The following is a 17,774-nucleotide window of genomic DNA, read 5'->3' as shown; positions in this document are numbered from 1 at the left end:
CAAGCCCGAGCCTCGATCCGGTAGCGTGGAAAACCGCGCCGCGTTTTCCACTGGCAGGCACGCGGCAGGGTGGATAAGGCTGCGCCGTTAGCCACCCTGCAAGCGCTTTATCGGCGGATCAGGCGAGCTGCGCCAGTTGGCCACCCTGGCGTTCCAAGGGCGTGAATCCGGCCAGCGCCGTCGGGTCCTTGAGCACCGCGACGAAGGCTTCGCGGAAGGCCTTCATCTCATTCGGCAACCCGACGCTGACCCTTACCCAGGTCGGCCACGCCGGCCAGGTGCGACCGATGACGATGTTGCGCCTGGCCAGGGCGGCGATCACCTGCTGGCCCGGATGACCGGTATCGACCATGAAGCAGTTGCCCTGGGAGGCCGTGCAGGCGAAGCCCCGTTGACGAAGCCAGGCCAGGGTCTCGTCGCGCGTGGCGGCATTCTCCTTGCGGCGCTGCGCTACCAACTGGCGATCCTCCAGGCTGGCCATGCCACCCAGCATGGCGGCGACCGGAATGGCATTCTCGCCGCCGAACACCTCCAGCTTGGCCAGCAAATCCGGTTTACCCACGGCGAAGCCCAGTCGGGCGCCGGCCATGCCGTAGAGTTTGGAAAAGGTCTGCAGGACCAGAACATCGTCATGCTGCGCGGCTAGGTCCAGGCAGCTCTTTTCGTTGCTCAGGTGGATATAGGCCTCATCGATCATCACCACGCTACCCTTGGGGCGATTGGCGATGGCGAATTCGATGCGCTCGCGTGCCGTGACGGTGCCGGTGGGGTTGTTCGGATTGCAGATGTAGATGAGCCCGGCCTGGCTGTCCGCCGCCAGCATCGCGGGAATGTCGTGGGCATGGCTGGCGTCCAGCGGAACCTCGTGGACCGGTGCCCCCTTGGCTTTGGCTGCCACCATGGCCGCTTCGTAACTGGGGTTGGCCAGCACCAGGCTGCGGGGCCCGGTAAAGGCCATCACCGCGTACTGCAGGGGTTCGCTGGAGCCGCAAAAGGCGTGTACATGATCCTTCGGCAAGCCGTGCTGGCGGGCGAACAGCTCGATCAGCTGCTCCTGATACTCGAAGTGATAACGGCCACTCAGGGCCGCCCCTCGCTGCATGGCGGCCACGGCCTTGGGCGAAGGTCCCAGCGGATTCTCGTTGTAGTTGATCAGCACCTTTTCCCGCCCGGGCGGCGCGGCCGTATCCGCGGCAGCCAGACGGGACCAGCCCACCAGCGGAACTGCGGCGGAGGCCAGGGTGGCCAGGCTGACGAAGGAGCGACGAGACATCTCGGACATGACAATTTTCCCTGTATGACGATAGAGCAGCGATGGATCGCTTTGACGTCATGCAAGGTGCGGGCCTAACGATTAGCTAGCTATCATACTGGCCACTCGCCAGTAGAAATGGCCGCCGGTCCGCGGCGGCCATTTCTTCAGCCTCAGCTGGTGCGATAGCGCTCCAGCCAGTGGGCGTAGGGCGCTGGCAGCACCCAGGACGGCTTGTCGACGCCCAGGGCCTTGGCCGCATAGTAGGGCCAGTGCGGATCGGCCAGGTGGGCGCGCCCCACCATCACCAGATCCAGCTGCTCGTCGGCCACCACCTGGTTGGCCAGGGCCGGGGTGTCGATGTTCCAGGCCGAGGCCACCTTGAGCCCGGTCGCCTTGCGCACCTGCTCGGTGATGGGCGCCAGCAGGCCCGAGCCCCAGGGGATGTTGGCGGTCGGGGTGGAGAAGCCGATGCTGACGCTCAGCAGGTCCAGGCCTTCGCGCTTGAAGCCCTGGGCCAGCTCGATGGATTCGGCCAGCGTCTCTTCGTCGCGACCGTCGTATTCGATCACGCCGAAACGCGCGGTCAGCGGCAGGTGCTCCGGCCAGACCTGGCGCACCGCGGCCAGGGTTTCCAGCAGGAAGCGGCTGCGGCCGGCGAGGTCGCCGCCGTACTGGTCGTCACGCTGGTTGGAGTGCACCGAGAAGAAGCTCTGCGCCAGGTAGCCGTGGGCGAAATGCAGTTCCAACCACTCGAAGCCGGCCTCGTAGGCCCGCTTGGCGGCGTCGACGAAGTCCTGACGGACCCGGGCGATGTCGTCCAGGGTCATGGCCTTGGGGACCTTGGGCAGGTTGGCGCCAAAGGCCACCGCGGACGGGGCTATGGTGTCCCAGCCGCGGGCGTCGTCGGCGGCGATATGGTCGTCACCTTCCCAGGGTCGATTGGCGCTGGCCTTGCGACCGGCGTGGGCGATCTGGATGCCCGGTACCGAACCGGCGGCCTTGATCGCCTGGACCACCGGCACGAAGGCCTGGGCATGGGCGTCCGACCAGATGCCGGCGCAGCCGGGCGTGATGCGGCCTTCCGACGAGACCGCCGTGGCCTCGACGACGACCAGACCCGCACCGCCACGGGCCAGGCCGGCATAGTGGACCTGGTGCCAGTCGTTGATGACGCCGTCCACGGCGCTGTACTGGCACATGGGCGGAATGGCGATGCGGTTGCGCAGCGTCACGTCCTTGAGGGTGAAGGGTTGGAACAATGCGGACATCTGAGCGGTCTCCCGTATGGTGACAAGGTGTACGTCGAAATCTTGTTCGTTAATTCGATATTAATCGAACATAACATAATCGCCAACCCCCGGTGTATGATTGGCGCATGCGCCCTTTCAAACATCCCAGTCCCGACGAATTTTCCCTTGAGCGTCTGTTCCACGCGCTCAGCGATCCCGTGCGCCTGGATATCGTCCGCTATCTGGCGCGGGTCGCCGAGGCCACCTGTGGCGAACTCGACGGCGGCCGTCCCAAATCCAGCATGTCGCATCACTTCCGTGTCCTGCGCGACGCCGGCCTGGTGCATACCCGCAACGCCGGTACCACGCACATGAACCAGTTGCGGCGCGAAGACCTGGATCAGCGCTTCCCCGGTCTGATGGCAGCCATCCTGGCGCAATCTTCCGATCCCGTCGCCAAGCCGGACTGACCCACCCTGAATGGCAGCGGGCGGGCCGCAATCGCCCCGTCCCACCCGAGGTCCTTGCCTGTCGTCGCCTGCCGTCTCGGCTGGTCCGGTCGCAGGGAACTCTCCGCCGTTTTTCCCGCTCTTCCCGGTATGAAGGTTGCAGCAGGCGGTGACAGCACAGACGCTGGGCGCTGCCGGGAGGTAGAGGATGGGCAAGCACTGGGGATTGGCGACCGCACTGGCGGGTGTCGCCGCGCTACTCGCCCTCGTACCCAGCCCCGAGCCCATCGCCGAGGCGCGGGGTATCCAGAGGGTCATCGCCTTTGGTGACAGCCTCATGGATTGCGGCACCTTCGGCCACATCTATGCGACCAATCCCGGTCGTACCTACCCGCAGGAAATCGCCGACGCCTACGGCATCGAGCTGGGCCCGAATCGTCAGGTGGAAGGCTATGGCCACGAGGGGCCGAGCGACCCCGACGGTCTCTGCTACGCCGAGGGCGGCGCCGTGACCGGCAGCTTCACCGAGCCGGGCTTCGACCACAACGAGGCGCCGCTGGCCTTTTCCCAGCAGATCCGCAACTTCGAGATGCAGCATGGCCGCTTCCGCCAGCAGGACCTGGTGCTGGTGCAGATCGGCGGCAATGACATCATCGGGCCCTTCTACGACAAGAAGCTCAAGGCCGCGCTGATGGCCGACTCGCCACTGCCCCCCGAGGTCCGCGAACAGGTCGAGGCGCGGATCCGGCATACCGCCCTGAACGAGGTCAAGCTGTTGCGCTATCTGCTGAGCCTGGGTGCCCAGCGGCTGGTGGTGCTCAACAACACCGACTACGGCAAGGCGCCCTATCTCGAACCCTGGACCGAGCAGGTGGCGCAGCGCAACCATGAGCTGGTCAAGCTCTACAACGATACCCTGCAGGCCAACCTGCCGGCCGGAGACCGTCTGCTGCTGGTGGATGCCTACCGGGTGATGGAAGAGGTCTTCGCTCACTACGGCAACTACGGCTTCACCCATGCCGAAGGGGATGCCTGTCTCCCCGGTCGCGAATTCTGCGATCCGGACAGCTATGTCGAACCGGGCGCCGACCAGGCCTATATCTTTGGCGCCCGCGGGCATTTCGCCAGTCGTACCCACAGCATGCTGGCCCAGGTAGTGCTGGAACGCATCGCCCAGACCTGGCCCGGCAGTGCCGTGCCGGATCGTCCGCTGCTCGCCACCGCGCGACTCAACACCGAGCCGACCTTCCACTAGCTCCGCGGACCTACGCCCTACCCTGGTGCCGATTAGGGCGGAAGCGCACCGCCGCGGAGCAGTTGCCGCTAGCTGCCGCGGTAGGTCGAGTAGCTATAGGGAGAGACCAGCAGCGGCACGTGGTAGTGCGCGCCCTCGTCGGCGAGGCTGAAGCGCAGGACCACGGTATCGAGAAAGGCCGGTTCATCCAGCGCCACCTGGCGGCGCCGGTAGTAGGCGCCCACCTCGAACTCCAGCTCATAGACCCCTGCCGTGAAGGCGTCGCCCTGCAACAGCGGCGTATCGCTGCGGCCATCGGCGTTGGTCCGCCCTTCACCCAGGGCCTGTCGCGCGGCCCCCTCCAGACGGTACAGGCGAAAGACGATATCTGCGCCCGGACAGCCACCGGCAGTGTCCAGCACATGGGTCGTCAGGTAACCGCCAGGGGAAGAAACGGACATGGGAGCGCTCCTGCAGGGTGATGAGCCAGCCTAACAGTTTTTCAGCCAGCGATTGTATACAGCCCTGCCAGAGGCACTGTCTGCGGCCCGGGCGCGTTCCAGCCGGCCGAAAGTCTTCAGACCGGTCAGACCAGTTGGGCAGGATTCTTGCTGGGACTCGGCAAAGGTCTCCAAACATTGTATACAAAACATCTCGACTGCCAGGATGCCCCTTCCATGACCTATCCCCGTGATCTCATCGGCTATGGCGCCCAGCCGCCCCACCCCCGCTGGCCGGGTGACGCCCGCATCGCCCTGTCCTTCGTGCTCAATTACGAAGAGGGTGGCGAGCGCAACATCCTCCACGGCGACAAGGAGTCCGAGGCCTTCCTTTCCGAGATGGTCGCCGCCCAGCCGTTGCCGGGCGTCCGCAACATGTCCATGGAGTCGCTCTACGAATACGGCAGTCGCGCCGGCGTCTGGCGCATCCTGGAACTGTTCGCCAGGCACCAGGTGCCCCTGACCATCTTTGCCGTGGCCATGGCCGCCGAGCGCCACCCCGAGGTCATCCGCGCCATGGTCCAGGCCGGCCACGAGATCTGCAGCCACGGCTATCGCTGGATCGACTACCAGTACATGGACGAAGCCGAGGAGCGCGCCCATCTGCAGCGCGCCATCGAGATCCTCACCGAACTGACCGGCGAACGACCGCTGGGCTGGTACACCGGCCGGACCGGTCCCAATACCCGGCGCCTGGTGATGGAGGAAGGCGGCTTCCTCTACGACAGCGACACCTACGACGACGACCTGCCCTATTGGGAACCCGATACGCCCACCGGCAAGCCACACCTGGTGATCCCCTACACCCTGGACACCAACGACATGAGATTCACCCAGGTCCAGGGTTTCCACACCGCCGAGCAATTCTTCCAGTACCTCAAGGACGCCTTCGACACCCTCTACGAAGAAGGCGCCACCGCGCCCAAGATGCTTTCCATCGGTCTGCATTGCCGGCTGATCGGTCGCCCCGGTCGCCTGGTGGGCCTCAAGCGCTTCCTCGAATACGCCCAGAGCCATGAGCGCGTCTGGTTCGCCCGTCGGGTGGACATCGCCCGTCACTGGCACAGTGAGCATCCGCCAGCATGAGCACCTTCCAGACCGTCACCCCCAGCCAGCTGGAGCGCGCCGCCTTCGTCGCGACCTTTGGCGGCATCTACGAGCATTCCGCCTGGGTCGCCGAGCGCGCCTTCGACGAGGGCCAGCCGTTGCCGGACAGCGTCGAAGCCCTGCACCAGCGCCTCGCCGCCCAGGTCGCCCGCGCCAGCCAAGCCGAACAGCTGGCGCTGATCCAGGCGCACCCGGATCTCGCCGGACGCGCCGCCCTGGCTGGAGAACTGACCGCCGCCAGCAGTGGCGAACAGGCCGGTGCCGGCCTCGATCAATGCACCCCGGACGAACTCGAACGCTTCACCCGCCACAACGAGGCCTACCGCGCCAAATTCGGCTTCCCCTTCATCATGGCGGTGAAGGGCAGCAACCGGCACCTGATCCTGGCCGCCTTCGAGGAACGCCTGCCCAACAGTCCGGAGCAGGAATTCCAGCGCGCCCTGGCCGAGATCGACCGCATCGCCCTCTTCCGCCTGCAGACCCTCTGACCCCTCCCCCGACAAGAGCACCCCATGAAACGCACCTACGCTGCGCCCTTCGAGAAGTACCTCAACCTCGCCGATGCCCGCCTCGGCACCCGTGTCATCAGCGTCACCGACGACTGGTTCGCCGCCGCCGACCGCATGCTCCAGCCCCACGAGCCGGAGTGGAAGGAAGGCGTCTACGACGACAACGGCAAGTGGATGGACGGCTGGGAGTCGCGGCGCAAGCGCTTCGAAGGCTACGACCATGCGGTCATCCGCCTGGGCGTGCCCGGCTCGATCAAGGGCGTCGACATCGACACCCGCTGGTTCACCGGCAACTACCCGCCCTCGGCCTCCCTGGAAGCCTGCTTCTGCGCCGAGGGCGACCCGGCCGCCGATGCCGCCTGGACCGAGGTGCTGCCGGCCATCGAGATGCAGGGCAACAGCCATCACTACCATGCCATCAGCGACGATCGCCCCTGGACGCACCTGCGCCTGAACATCTATCCCGATGGCGGCGTGGCCCGCCTGCGGGTCTATGGCATTCCCCACCGCGACTGGTCGGCCCAGGCCGACGACGAAGTGCTGGATCTGGCCGCCGCCCTCAACGGCGGTCGCGCCCTGGCCTGCAACGACGAGCACTATGGCCGCATGAGCAACATCCTCAACCCGGGCCGCGCCGCCAGCATGGCCGACGGCTGGGAAACCGCGCGCCGCCGCACCCCCGGCAACGACTGGGTGATCGTCGCCCTGGGCCACGCCGGCATCGTCGAGGAAATCCTGGTGGACACCCTGCACTTCAAGGGCAACTACCCGGACAGCTGCCAGATCCAGGGCGCCTATGTGCGCGGCGGCACCGACGGTCAGATCGAGACCCAGAGTCTCTTCTGGAAGGAGCTGCTGCCGCCGCAAAAGCTGCAGATGCACCAGGAGCACAGCTTCCGCGAGCAGGTGCGCGACCTCGGCCCCATCACCCACGTGCGCCTGAACATCTTCCCGGACGGCGGCGTCAGCCGACTGCGACTGTTCGGCAAGGTGGCGCGGGGCCAGGCATGAGCCGGCCACTGCGCATCGAGCCGCTGACCGCCGAGGGCTTCGCGCCCTTCGGCGAGGTCATAGAGACGGCGGACCGGGACTGGTATCCCATCAACAACGGCTCGACCCAGAGATACCACGCCCTGGCACGGGTCGAGACGGGGCCGGCGGACGGCGCGGCGATCATCAGCATCTTTCGCGCCCGGCGGCTGGACTATCCGCTGACCATCGCCATGCTCGAACGCCATCCCCACGGCAGCCAGGCCTTCGTGCCGCTACGCGGCGAGCCTTTCCTGGTAGTGGTGGCGCCGCCGGCGGCGGTGCCGGACGCCGGTGCCATCCGCGTCTTCCGCACCGATGGCCGCCAGGGCATCAACTACCATGCCGGCGTCTGGCACCACCCGGTGCTGGCCCTGCGCGACGAAGACGAATTCCTCATCGTCGATCGCGCCGGTAGCCTGCCCAACTGCGACGAGTTCTTTTTCGCGGCCGCAGAGTGCCCGACCCTGGCGCTCTAGGGCGCCACTGGCGCGCGCCTGAGCTGCTTGCGCAGCAGGCGCGCACTGTCCAGGCAGACCCAGGCCACCGCCAGCCAGATGGGGCCATAGGTCCAGATCGCGCCCTCCGGCAGCTGCTCGCCGAGCACATAGAGGGCGACGAACACCAGCAGCGCCGGCTCCACATAGCTGAGGATGCCGAACAGACTCAGCGGCAGCATGCGACTCGACGCCAGCATGGCGGCGAAGGCGATGGCACTGAGCAGCCCCAGTCCCGGCAACAGTGCCCACAGCCAGGGCGACTGCTGCAGGATGACGCCGGGCGAGAACCAGTGCAGGGCGAGCAGCGCGAAGGGCAGCAGGCAGACCATCTCCAAGACGAACCCGGACAAGGCATCCACCGCCATCCAGCGGCGCAGGACGAAATACGGCGGATAGCCCACCACTGGCAGCAGGCTGACCCAGGACAGCGCCCCGGTCACCCAGACCTCGTTGACCACCCCCAGCAGCGCGCAGCCGACCGCCAGCCGCTGCAGCGGTCGCAGGCGCTCGCCATAGACCAGCCGGCCGGTCAGCACGATGGCCAGGGGCAAGAGGAAGTAGCCCAGCGACATGGCCATGGCCTCGCCGTTCATGGTCGCCCAGACGAACACCCACCACTGGATGCCCATCAGCAGCGCCGCCGCCGGGATCGCCAGGCACAGCCGGGGCTCGCGCACCAGCCGCTTGAGCGTGGCCCACAGGGCCTTGCCCTCCCGCAGCAGCACCACCAGCAGGAGCACCATGGGCAGCGACCAGACCACCCGCAGGGCCACCACCTGCAGGCCGTCCAGCGGCGCCAGCCAGGCGAAGTACACCGGCATCAGCGCGAACAGCACCGACGACAGCACCGAAAGGCCCAGGCCCTTGCCGGACAGCACGTTCATGACTGACGCCCCAGACGATTGATGAATAGCGACAGCAGGATGATCCCACCGCCCAGCAACAGCCTAGGCAGATCGGCCGGGTGCTGCCAGATCAGCAGGCTGACCAGCAGGCCCGCCGGCACATGGGCTTCGTTCATGATCGCCAGGGTGCCGCCGTTGACCCGCAGCGAGCCCAGGGTCCACCAGTAGAGGCCGAGCGCCGTGGCGAAGACGCCCATCCACACCAGTACGCCCCACTGCAACAGGGTGCCGGGCAACCGCGCCGGATTGCCGAACAGCAGAAAGGACAGCGCCGCCACCAGCAGGGCGCCGAGAAAGAACAGCCCGAAATGGCGATGCAGGGCGCCCTGCCCGGCATAGGCATGCCCCAGGTGCTTGCACAGCACCTGGCCGGCGGCAAAGGTCAGGTTGGCCACCTGCAGCAGGAGAAAACCCAGCAGGTAGTCACCGGTCAGCGGTTGGAAGCGGATCAGGGCGGCGCCGCCCACCGCCACCACGGCGGCGAGCAGCGACCAGATTCGCAAGTGCCGCTGCCAGGCGTCGTCCAGCAGGGTCACGTAGATGGGCGTGAGCACGGTGAACAGCAGCACCTCGGGCACCGTCAGCACCGCGAAGCTGCGATACAGGCACAGATAGGTGATGCCGAATTGCAGCGCGCCCGCCGCCATCAGCCCCAGGGCGAAGCTTCCCGGCACCCCGCGCCAGCGGGTGAAGGGCAGGAACAGCACGAAGGCGATGGCCACGCGGACCAGCACGGCGAAATCGCTGTCGACCCGACCGGCGAGGTATTCGCCGATCAGGCTGAAGGAAAACGCCCAGATGAGGGTGACGAGCAGGAGATAAGGCATGACGGCGACGCACGAAAAAGGTGCGCGACCTTAACGTGCCCGCCGCCCGAGGGAAACCCCCGGCCCTTCACGGCCTAGCGGGTGGCGTTCAGGCCCGAGGGTTCGCCGCCGGTGAGGCCCGCCACCGACTGGTTGGCCTGCAGCACGTTGTCGGCGCCCGAGACCAGCGTCTTGGGCTCGGCCACCCCGGCCGCGCGGGACCAGTAGACCTGCTGACTGGAACCACCCACGGCGATGTCGGCCTGGCTGAGCAGGGTCAGGCGCGCCTTGGCGCCGTAGCCGTAGGCATCGACCTTGGCCAGGCCATCGCTGCCGCGCACATTGGCCTGCACCTGCTGATAGCCGCCGCCGATGCTCAGGCTGGCCACGGCGCCCCTGACTGTGGTCACGCTGCCCAGGCCATGGATGGTCAGCGCCCGGGCGCTGTCGAGCACCAGGCGATGATGGCTGCCATAGACCGACACCTCACCGCACTGGCCTTTCAGGGTCAGGGTATTGCCCTCGCCGGACAGGGACACGTCGCGCCCCTCGCAGTCGAGGGTCCGGCTGATGTTCATGCCTTCGATATCGATGGGGGCGGCGGCCGCCGCGCGAGATTCCTCGGCCTGGACCAGCAGCGGCGCGATGACCAGACAGCAACCCAGCAACGCCTTGAATGACGACATGGAGACTCCTTGTCTTGCCTAGAGTGGGAAACTCATCGGCAGGCTTGGAGGCTGGCGTCGGCGGGACATTTGACCCGCCAGCCGACATTTTTTCATGCCGTGATGGACGCCGCGTTTTGCCATTGCCAGGCTAGGCACTAACATGCGCCCTTTCGTGAGCCCAGAGCGCTTGATGAAGACTCCTCGCGTTTCCCTCGATCAGTGGCGGACCCTGCAGGCGGTGGTGGATCACGGCGGCTACGCCCAGGCCGCCGAGGTGCTGCATCGCTCCCAGTCGTCGGTCAGCTATACCGTCGCGCGCATGCAGGAGCAGCTCGGCGTGCCGCTGTTGCGCCTGGAGGGACGCCGCGCCGTGCTGACCGATGCCGGCGCCGTGCTCCTGCGCCGCTCGCGCCGCCTGGTGCAGCAGGCCAGCCAGCTGGAGGAACTGGCCTACCACATGGAACAGGGCTGGGAGTCCGAGGTGCGGCTGGTGGTGGACGCCGCCTACCCCACCCGTCCCTTGCTGCTGTGCCTGCGCGAATTCATGCCGCAAAGTCGTGGCTGCCGGGTACGGCTGCGCGAAGAGGTGCTGTCCGGCGTGGAAGAGGCCCTGCTCGACGGCTCGGCGGACCTGGCGATCACCGGGCTGGTGATCGCCGCGCACCTGGGGGCCTCCCTCGGCACCGTGGAATTCGTCGCCGTCGCCCATCCCGAGCATCCGCTGCACCAGCTGCAGCGCACCCTGGTGACCGCCGATCTGGAAGAACAGCTGCAGATCGTGATCCGCGACAGCGGCCGCGCCCAGCCGCGGGATGCCGGCTGGCTGGCCGCCGAGCAGCGCTGGACGGTGGGCAGCATCAGCACCGCGGCGACCTTCCTGCGCGACGGCCTGGGCTTCGCCTGGCTGCCCCGGGACGCCATCCAGACCGATCTCGAGGCCGGTCTGCTCAAGCCGCTGCCCCTGGAACAGGGAGCCCAGCGCTTCCATCCCTTCCAGCTCTACAAGACCCGCCAGCACGAGCTGGGCCCGGCCTCGCAGATCCTCATGAACCTGCTGCGCAAGCATGCCCTGCCACGCTGACCGTGGCGGGGTGCCGGCCGGGTTGCTATCGTTCGCCAGTCGTCTCTGCCACTCAAGGATCCATCATGTTCAAAGCCCTGCTTGCCGCCTGCGCGCTGTTCGTCGCCTCCTCCACCTGGGCCGCGGACAATCCGCACGTGCTCATCAGCACCAACAAGGGTGACATCGAGGTCGAGCTGGACGCGGCCAAGGCACCGGTCAGCACCGAGAACTTCCTCGGCTACGTCGACAGCGGCTTCTACAAGGGCACCCTGTTCCACCGGGTCATCCCCGGCTTCATGATCCAGGGTGGCGGCTACACCCGCGACATGCAGGAAAAGCGCACCAAGGCGCCGATCAAGAACGAAGCCGACAACGGCCTGAAGAATCTGCGTGGCACCCTGGCCATGGCGCGGACCTCGGACGTCAATTCCGCCACCAGTCAATTCTTCATCAACGTCGAGAACAATGCCTTCCTCGACCACGGCTCGCGCGACTTCGGCTATGCGGTGTTCGGCAAGGTCGTGCGCGGCATGGAAGTCGTCGACCAGATCGCCGGGGTCCAGACCACCCGCCAGGGCATGCTGCGCGACATTCCCCGTGAACCGGTCATGATTCTCGCTGCCAAACGGCTGTAGCCGACCTGTCCTGCCGGACGATCCGCTGGCGGTCGTCCGGTCAACCAGGCGAGGCCCCAGTGCGAGACGCCGTCTCCTCCTCACAAGGACCCCGCATGATCTTTCGCCGCTTCGAACGCCTCATCGATGCATTTCGGGAAGCCCCCGATGAAATGCCGCCCACTGGCGTCGGCGCCTTCTATCTCCACTTCCTCAAGCAAGCCTGGCCGGCCTTCGCCCTGCTGTTGGCGGTCGGTCTGATCGGCGCCCTGATCGAGGTCGCCCTGTTCAACTTCATCGGCCAGATCGTCGACCTGGCCGGCAGCGCGCCCAACAGCTCGGTGTTCTTCCAGGAGCACGGCGGCACCCTGATCTGGATGGCGGTGGTTACCCTGGTCATCCGGCCGCTGTTCATCAGCCTGCATGACCTGCTGGTGCACCAGACCATCACCCCCAGCCTCACCACCCTGATCCGCTGGCAGAACCATCGCTATGTGCTAAAGCAGAGCCTGGGTTTCTTCCACAGCGACTTCGCCGGGCGCATCTCCAACCGCATCATGCAGACCGGTGTCTCCCTGCGCGATTCGGCGGTGCAGGCGGTGGACGCCATCTGGCACGTGCTGATCTTTGCCGTCACCTCGCTGATCCTGTTCGCCCAGGCCGACGTCTGGCTGATGGTGCCCCTGGTCCTCTGGATCATCGGCTACGTCATCGCCCTCTGGTATTTCGTGCCCCAGACCAAGGAGCGCTCGGCCATCGCCTCCGAAGCCCGCTCGCAGCTCTCCGGACGCATCGTCGACGGCTACACCAACATCTCCACCCTCAAGCTGTTCTCCCATTCGGCTCAGGAGGAGCAATACGCCCGCCAGGCCATGGAAGAGCAGACCGAAAAGGCCGAGAGCGCCGCGCGCCTGATCACCGCCATGGGCGTGACCATCGCCATCCTCAGCGGCTTCCTCATCGCCGGCACCACCGGCCTCGCCCTCTGGCTCTGGCACCAGGGCGTCATCAGCGTGGGCGCCATCGCCCTGGCCACCGGCCTGGTGATCCGTATCAACAGCATGTCCGGCTGGATCATGTGGGTGGTCAACGGCATCTTCGAGAACATCGGCATGGTGCAGGACGGCATGAGCACCATCGCCAAACCGCGCCAGGTCGGCGATGCCCCGGACGCCAAGCCCTTGCAGGTGAGCCGTGGCGCCGTGCTGTTCGAGGACATCCATTTCCACTACGGCAAGGGCGCCGGCATCATCGAAGGCCTGACCCTCGACGTGGCCCCGGGCGAGAAGATCGGCCTGGTCGGCCCCTCGGGCGCCGGCAAGTCCACCCTGATCAACGTCCTGCTGCGCCTCTATGACCTGGAAGGCGGTCGCATCCTGGTCGATGGCCAGGACATCGCCCACGTCACCCAGGAAAGCCTGAGATGCCAGATCGGCGTGGTCACCCAGGACACCTCGCTGCTGCACCGTTCGATTCGCGAGAACCTGCTCTACGGCCGCCCCGAGGCCACCGACGAGGAGCTGCACGCGGCCCTGCGCAAGGCCAAGGCCGACGACTTCATCGCCCGCATCACCGATGCCCATGGCCGTACCGGCCTGGACGCCCAGGTGGGTGAGCGCGGCGTCAAGCTCTCCGGCGGCCAGCGTCAGCGCATCGCCATCGCCCGCACCCTGCTCAAGGACGCGCCCATCCTGCTGCTCGACGAAGCCACCTCCGCCCTCGATTCCGAGGTGGAAGCGGCCATTCAGGAGAGTCTGGAGACCCTGATGGAAGGCAAGACGGTGATCGCCATCGCCCACCGGCTGTCGACCATCTCGCGCATGGATCGCCTGGTGGTCATGGAGCGCGGCCAGATCGTCGAGATGGGTTCCCACGACGAGCTGATCGCCTACAACGGTCTCTATGCCCGCCTATGGCGCCACCAGACCGGCGGTTTCGTCGGTCACGGCGTGCCGGGCAGGCAGCGGGTGCGCAGCAGCTCCAACTGACGCTCCTGGTCCAGCCCCGGGTAGAAGCCTTCGATCTTCTGCAGGCCGCCCAGCCAGCTGCGTCTTTCCACCACGCACTCGAACACCGGGCAGGCCGCCTGTCCGGTGGCGCCGCAGTCGCGGTAGTAGGTCAGGCGCTGGCTTTTCTGCGCGGTACCCTGGAATGGGCCCTGGCGCTCCTGCAGCACATAGAAGTCGATGTCCGCCGCGCTGCGATGGTTCTCCCACTGGAACGCCAGGGTACTGGGATAGAAGAGCACCAGCAGGCCCGCCAGCAGCACCCAGAGAATGGCCGCCGTCACCGGCAGGGGCAGCCGCGAACGGAAGCGGCGGCCACCGCGGATGATCAGCGCCGTCACTATGGTGACCAGCGCCAGGGCTATGCACAGCGACGGCAGACCGGTGATGACCTGCCCCGCCACGCCGATGTCCAGGCCACTGGGCGACGGCACCGTCCGATAGCCGATCTCCAGTCGCTCCCAGCCCACCCGATTGCCGATCAGGCCGGCGAGACCGAAGACCGCGGCCAGGCCGACCAGAGCCCAGAAGGTACGAGGATTGCTGTTGCGCATGGGGAAACGTCCAGACAAAGACCGGGAGACTGCCTAAGCCCGCAGGCGTTGGCAAATCAGAATTTCTCCGCCACCCGGTCCTCTATAGAAGGCAATCTGCAGAGGAATCCGTCCATGACCATAGATCTCGCCCGCGCCGTCCACATCGTCGAAAAGGCCTTTCTGCCGCTGCACGGCGAGGTCCGTGAAGACCCCAGCGACGCCAGCTTTTCCTTCGCGGTGACGGACGGCAGCCAGGTCCTGGCCTCGGTCGCCCACGTCGCCCGCAGCCAGTACAGCCATGCCGGCCACCTCGCCGCGCTGATCGAACGGACCCGCCTGGAACTGGCGCACGACGGCCATCTGCTGGAACCCTGGTCGATGCCGGGCTAGCCGCTGGCCGCTGCCGGGCAGCGGGAGGTTCGGCAAGGCGCTGTCGAGCTGATAGACTGCCGCCCCGCAGCCGCCACACCCCGTGGCCCAACGCGAGTGGTTATCGTGGAAATTTTCAAAGAATTCATTTTCGAAGCCGCGCACTTCCTGCCCAATGTTCCGGCAGGTCACAAGTGCGGCCGTCTCCATGGGCATTCCTTCAAGGTAGGCCTGCACATCGAAGGCGAGGTCGATCCCCATACCGGCTGGGTCCGGGATTTCGCCGACATCAAGGCCGTCTTCAAACCCCTGTACGAGCGTCTCGACCATCACTACCTGAACGACATCCCGGGCCTCGAGAACCCCACCAGCGAGGTGCTCGCCCGCTGGATCTGGCAACAACTCAAGCCCCAGCTGCCCGAACTCAGCCAGGTCCGCGTCCATGAGACCTGCACCTGCGGCTGCATCTACCGCGGCGACTAATTCGCCGCTCCCATTCAAGGTGGCGATGGCGGCAGTCATTTTTCTGCCATAATTCGCGCCTGCCAACTGTCGACGTATCCCCATGTTCGAACTTTTCAGCGGACTCCACGCCTGGGTCGCCATCAGCCTCGTCTTGGCCCTGGCCTTTGTGCTGGCCTTTGAATTCATCAACGGCTTCCACGACACCGCCAACGCCGTCGCCACGGTGATCTACACCAAGGCCATGCCGCCGCACCTCGCGGTGTTCTTCTCCGGCATCTTCAATTTCCTCGGTGTGCTGCTCGGCGGCGTTGGCGTCGCCTACGCCATCGTCCACCTGCTGCCGGTGGAGCTGCTGATCAACGTCAACACCGGCCACGGTCTGGCCATGGTGTTTTCCCTGCTCGCCGCGGCCATCACCTGGAACCTGGGCACCTGGTACTTCGGCATCCCCGCTTCCAGCTCCCACACCCTGATCGGCTCCATTCTCGGCGTCGGCGTGACCAACGCCCTGCTCACCGGCATCCCGATGAGCGAAGGGGTGAACTGGCAGAAGGCGATCGACATCGGCCTGTCGCTGATCTTCTCGCCGCTGGCCGGCTTCGCCGTCGCCGGCCTGCTGCTGCTCGCCCTCAAGCGCTGGCGGCCACTGTCGAAGATGCACAAGACCCCGGAACAGCGCCGCGAAGTGGACGCCAAGAAGCACCCGCCGTTCTGGAATCGTCTGATGCTGGTCCTCTCGGCCATGGGCATGAGCTTCGTGCACGGCTCCAACGACGGCCAGAAAGGCATCGGCCTGATCATGCTGGTGCTGATCGGCATCGTCCCGGCCAAGTTCGTGCTGGACCTGGACAGCACCACCTACCAGATCGAGCGCACCCGCGACGCCGCCATCCACCTGGGTCAGTTCTACGAGCGCCAGGGCGACAACCTCAAGGACTTCCTCGCCGAAGTGCCCGGCAATCGCGACCTGCCCCAGGAATTCCGCTGCGCCCCGCACATGACCGTGCCGACCCTGCAGGCACTGCTGGCCGATCTGGAAGGCATCACCGACTACCGGGCCATGAGCGACGACCATCGCCAGCAGGTGCGCCGCTACCTGCTGTGCCTGGACGACACCGCCAAAAAGGTGAGCAAGCTGCCGGTGTTGACCGCGCGCGATCGCGACGACCTCAGTCGTCTGCGCAAGGATCTCACCAGCACCACCGAATACGCGCCCTTCTGGGTCATCATCGCGGTCGCCCTGGCCCTGGGCATCGGCACCATGGTCGGCTGGCGCCGGGTGGTGCTGACCGTCGGCGAGAAGATCGGGCGCCAGGGCATGACCTATGCCCAGGGCGTCAGCGCCCAGGTGACGGCTGTGGCCGCCATCGGCATGGCCAACGTCTTCGCCCTGCCCGTCTCCACCACTCACGTGCTGTCCTCGGGCGTGGCCGGCACCATGGTCGCCAATCGCAGCGGCCTGCAGGGCAGCACGGTGCGCAACATCCTGATGGCCTGGGTCCTGACCCTGCCGGCCTCCATGGCCCTCTCCGCCGGCCTGTTCTGGCTGGCGCACCTGTTCCTGTGATCCGCGCCGACCGGGCGCCGCATCGGCGGCGCCCGGTCGGACCCCTCGTCGGGAAAGCCTGAACAGGATAGCTATTGACGAGTCTAGTGAAATGTGTCCCAGCAGAGACACCTTTCCGAGACAGCCGTACGGTGAACGTCAATGACTCCTGCGACCTACATCCTTCTTCTGATTCTGGGCTGGCTGGCCCTGGCGCTGGCCATACTCTGGGCCATGCTGCGCCTGGCACGTCGCGCCAGACCCGTGGCGACCTCCTCGCCCAGCGTGCTGCCCAAGGCCACCCCCACCGCCCCCGTGAGTCCAGGGAAACATCTGGTCTGCTAGAACTGCGGACGTGACGAGGCCCCCTCGACACCCAGGGAGTGCGCGGGAGAAAAAAGAAGGATTCTTATTGTTTGAAAGGAAGGGATTCGAGCGAAGGCGAATCAGGTGAGCAGGGTATTTTCCTGAGCACTGCGGCTCATCTGCTCGAGGATCTGGTCTTGCTGCTGCGGGGTCAGGGTGTCCCAGCAGTGGTGCTTGATGAACAGCCCGGCGCCGAAGGCGACGTACAGCGACAGGGCGACGATCACGAGCGTTTCCAGCCCGACGATAGCCCAGGAACGACTCTTGGACGCATTGTCCTTGGTTTTCATAACGACCTCATCAGATTAAGAGGGGCAATAGTTTAGTCCCTTAAGCAACTGCCGTGCAGCGCCAGCCGTCGAATGGTCAAGCCTCTTGACCTGGTTGCTCGATACAGCTGTGCGCTTCTACCAGACCCGTCACAGCCGCAACATCTGCCCACAGCCAGGCCGCGGCAGTACGAATGCACGCCAGGCGCCGCGCTGATATACTCCGCCGACTGACGGGTCGCTGCAGGCCCTGCCGGTTCCGCTGGCTGTATCGGCCGATCCCGCAATTTCCGCAGCGACGCTTTGTCGCATCGCACGTCCATCGCCGCCGCGCCTGTCGCGCGGCCCG

At 66.2% G+C, this 17,774-nt stretch carries 21 protein-coding genes; 13 read left to right on the top strand and 8 right to left on the bottom strand.

Annotated features, from left to right (window positions below; genetic code table 11):
• Positions 1-118 precede the first annotated feature (118 nt).
• On the bottom strand, positions 119-1,282 hold the full coding sequence (locus PSEK12I1_RS0114235; RefSeq protein ID WP_027601948.1) for a pyridoxal phosphate-dependent aminotransferase: 1,164 nt from the start codon (positions 1,280-1,282) through the stop codon (positions 119-121).
• Between the two features lie 143 nt (positions 1,283-1,425).
• Complete coding sequence (locus tag PSEK12I1_RS0114230) at positions 1,426-2,523, bottom strand: NADH:flavin oxidoreductase/NADH oxidase (protein ID WP_027601947.1); 1,098 nt, start codon at positions 2,521-2,523, stop codon at positions 1,426-1,428.
• Between the two features lie 107 nt (positions 2,524-2,630).
• Here PSEK12I1_RS0114230 and PSEK12I1_RS0114225 point away from each other — a divergent pair, with 107 nt between their 5' ends.
• Positions 2,631-2,954, top strand: a complete 324-nt coding sequence (locus tag PSEK12I1_RS0114225) for a helix-turn-helix transcriptional regulator (protein WP_007158858.1) — start codon at positions 2,631-2,633, stop codon at positions 2,952-2,954.
• A gap of 187 nt (positions 2,955-3,141) precedes the next feature.
• Positions 3,142-4,188, top strand: coding sequence for an SGNH/GDSL hydrolase family protein (locus PSEK12I1_RS0114220; protein ID WP_027601946.1), 1,047 nt, complete (start codon positions 3,142-3,144; stop codon positions 4,186-4,188).
• Positions 4,189-4,256: 68 nt separating this feature from the next.
• Here the strand turns inward: PSEK12I1_RS0114220 and uraH are convergent, their stop codons facing one another.
• The gene (gene uraH / locus PSEK12I1_RS0114215; protein ID WP_027601945.1) at positions 4,257-4,628 is read right to left on the bottom strand and encodes a hydroxyisourate hydrolase; all 372 of its coding nucleotides are present in this window, start codon (positions 4,626-4,628) and stop codon (positions 4,257-4,259) included.
• Positions 4,629-4,844: 216 nt separating this feature from the next.
• Between uraH and puuE the strand changes: the two genes are divergently transcribed.
• The 4 genes from puuE to PSEK12I1_RS0114195 are packed head-to-tail and all read left to right on the top strand — an operon-like array spanning position 4,845 to position 7,791.
• Positions 4,845-5,753, top strand: a complete 909-nt coding sequence (gene puuE / locus PSEK12I1_RS0114210) for an allantoinase PuuE (RefSeq protein ID WP_007158861.1) — start codon at positions 4,845-4,847, stop codon at positions 5,751-5,753.
• The gene (gene uraD / locus PSEK12I1_RS0114205; protein ID WP_027599783.1) at positions 5,750-6,262 is read left to right on the top strand and encodes a 2-oxo-4-hydroxy-4-carboxy-5-ureidoimidazoline decarboxylase; all 513 of its coding nucleotides are present in this window, start codon (positions 5,750-5,752) and stop codon (positions 6,260-6,262) included. The genes puuE and uraD overlap by 4 nt, the downstream gene beginning before the upstream one ends.
• A 24-nt stretch (positions 6,263-6,286) precedes the next feature.
• Entirely contained in the window at positions 6,287-7,294 is a 1,008-nt protein-coding gene (gene alc / locus PSEK12I1_RS0114200) for an allantoicase (protein ID WP_027599784.1), read from the top strand.
• On the top strand, positions 7,291-7,791 hold the full coding sequence (locus PSEK12I1_RS0114195) for an ureidoglycolate lyase (RefSeq protein ID WP_007158864.1): 501 nt from the start codon (positions 7,291-7,293) through the stop codon (positions 7,789-7,791). Before alc ends, PSEK12I1_RS0114195 begins: the two co-directional genes overlap by 4 nt.
• Here the strand turns inward: PSEK12I1_RS0114195 and rarD are convergent.
• The 3 genes from rarD to PSEK12I1_RS0114180 form a co-directional block, all read right to left on the bottom strand.
• Positions 7,788-8,696 (bottom strand): EamA family transporter RarD, encoded by a 909-nt coding sequence (gene rarD, locus PSEK12I1_RS0114190; protein ID WP_027601944.1) that lies wholly within the window; start codon positions 8,694-8,696, stop codon positions 7,788-7,790. The two genes, PSEK12I1_RS0114195 and rarD, sit on opposite strands and share 4 nt — an antisense overlap.
• On the bottom strand, positions 8,693-9,544 hold the full coding sequence (locus PSEK12I1_RS0114185) for an EamA family transporter (protein ID WP_027601943.1): 852 nt from the start codon (positions 9,542-9,544) through the stop codon (positions 8,693-8,695). Before PSEK12I1_RS0114185 ends, rarD begins: the two co-directional genes overlap by 4 nt.
• A 74-nt stretch (positions 9,545-9,618) precedes the next feature.
• Positions 9,619-10,209, bottom strand: coding sequence for a DUF3060 domain-containing protein (locus tag PSEK12I1_RS0114180; RefSeq protein ID WP_027601942.1), 591 nt, complete (start codon positions 10,207-10,209; stop codon positions 9,619-9,621).
• A gap of 172 nt (positions 10,210-10,381) precedes the next feature.
• On the opposite strand from PSEK12I1_RS0114180, the gene PSEK12I1_RS0114175 reads away from it, so the two are divergent.
• From PSEK12I1_RS0114175 to PSEK12I1_RS0114165, 3 genes are all read left to right on the top strand, one after another.
• The gene (locus tag PSEK12I1_RS0114175) at positions 10,382-11,272 is read left to right on the top strand and encodes a LysR family transcriptional regulator (protein WP_007158868.1); all 891 of its coding nucleotides are present in this window, start codon (positions 10,382-10,384) and stop codon (positions 11,270-11,272) included.
• A 62-nt stretch (positions 11,273-11,334) separates the two neighbouring features.
• Positions 11,335-11,889, top strand: coding sequence for a peptidylprolyl isomerase (locus tag PSEK12I1_RS0114170; RefSeq protein ID WP_027599788.1), 555 nt, complete (start codon positions 11,335-11,337; stop codon positions 11,887-11,889).
• Positions 11,890-11,984: 95 nt separating this feature from the next.
• Entirely contained in the window at positions 11,985-13,856 is a 1,872-nt protein-coding gene (locus PSEK12I1_RS0114165) for an ABC transporter ATP-binding protein (protein ID WP_027601941.1), read from the top strand.
• Here PSEK12I1_RS0114165 and PSEK12I1_RS0114160 read toward each other — a convergent pair.
• Positions 13,811-14,428, bottom strand: a complete 618-nt coding sequence (locus tag PSEK12I1_RS0114160; RefSeq protein WP_027599790.1) for a hypothetical protein — start codon at positions 14,426-14,428, stop codon at positions 13,811-13,813. The genes PSEK12I1_RS0114165 and PSEK12I1_RS0114160 overlap by 46 nt on opposite strands.
• Positions 14,429-14,542: 114 nt before the next feature.
• Here PSEK12I1_RS0114160 and PSEK12I1_RS0114155 point away from each other — a divergent pair, with 114 nt between their 5' ends.
• From PSEK12I1_RS0114155 to PSEK12I1_RS23810, 4 genes are all read left to right on the top strand, one after another.
• Positions 14,543-14,800 carry a hypothetical protein gene (locus PSEK12I1_RS0114155; RefSeq protein ID WP_007158872.1) on the top strand — a complete coding sequence of 86 codons (258 nt, stop codon included), beginning with the start codon at positions 14,543-14,545 and terminating at the stop codon, positions 14,798-14,800.
• A 105-nt stretch (positions 14,801-14,905) separates the two neighbouring features.
• Positions 14,906-15,262 (top strand): 6-carboxytetrahydropterin synthase QueD, encoded by a 357-nt coding sequence (queD, locus tag PSEK12I1_RS0114150; RefSeq protein WP_081320902.1) that lies wholly within the window; start codon positions 14,906-14,908, stop codon positions 15,260-15,262.
• Positions 15,263-15,344: 82 nt separating this feature from the next.
• Entirely contained in the window at positions 15,345-16,811 is a 1,467-nt protein-coding gene (locus tag PSEK12I1_RS0114145; RefSeq protein ID WP_007158874.1) for an inorganic phosphate transporter, read from the top strand.
• Between the two features lie 141 nt (positions 16,812-16,952).
• Complete coding sequence (locus tag PSEK12I1_RS23810) at positions 16,953-17,135, top strand: hypothetical protein (protein ID WP_007158875.1); 183 nt, start codon at positions 16,953-16,955, stop codon at positions 17,133-17,135.
• Between the two features lie 101 nt (positions 17,136-17,236).
• Here the strand turns inward: PSEK12I1_RS23810 and PSEK12I1_RS0114135 are convergent, their stop codons facing one another.
• Positions 17,237-17,446 carry a hypothetical protein gene (locus PSEK12I1_RS0114135; protein WP_007158876.1) on the bottom strand — a complete coding sequence of 70 codons (210 nt, stop codon included), beginning with the start codon at positions 17,444-17,446 and terminating at the stop codon, positions 17,237-17,239.
• Between the last annotated feature and the right edge of the window lie 328 nt (positions 17,447-17,774).

Origin of the sequence: Pseudomonas sp. MOIL14HWK12:I1, assembly GCF_000510705.1 — a bacterium.
In the GTDB taxonomy this organism is placed as follows: domain Bacteria; phylum Pseudomonadota; class Gammaproteobacteria; order Pseudomonadales; family Pseudomonadaceae; genus Chryseomonas; species Chryseomonas oryzihabitans.
The sequence above is the reverse complement of the archived record's forward strand: the minus strand, read 5'-3'. Positions and strand labels throughout refer to the sequence as shown.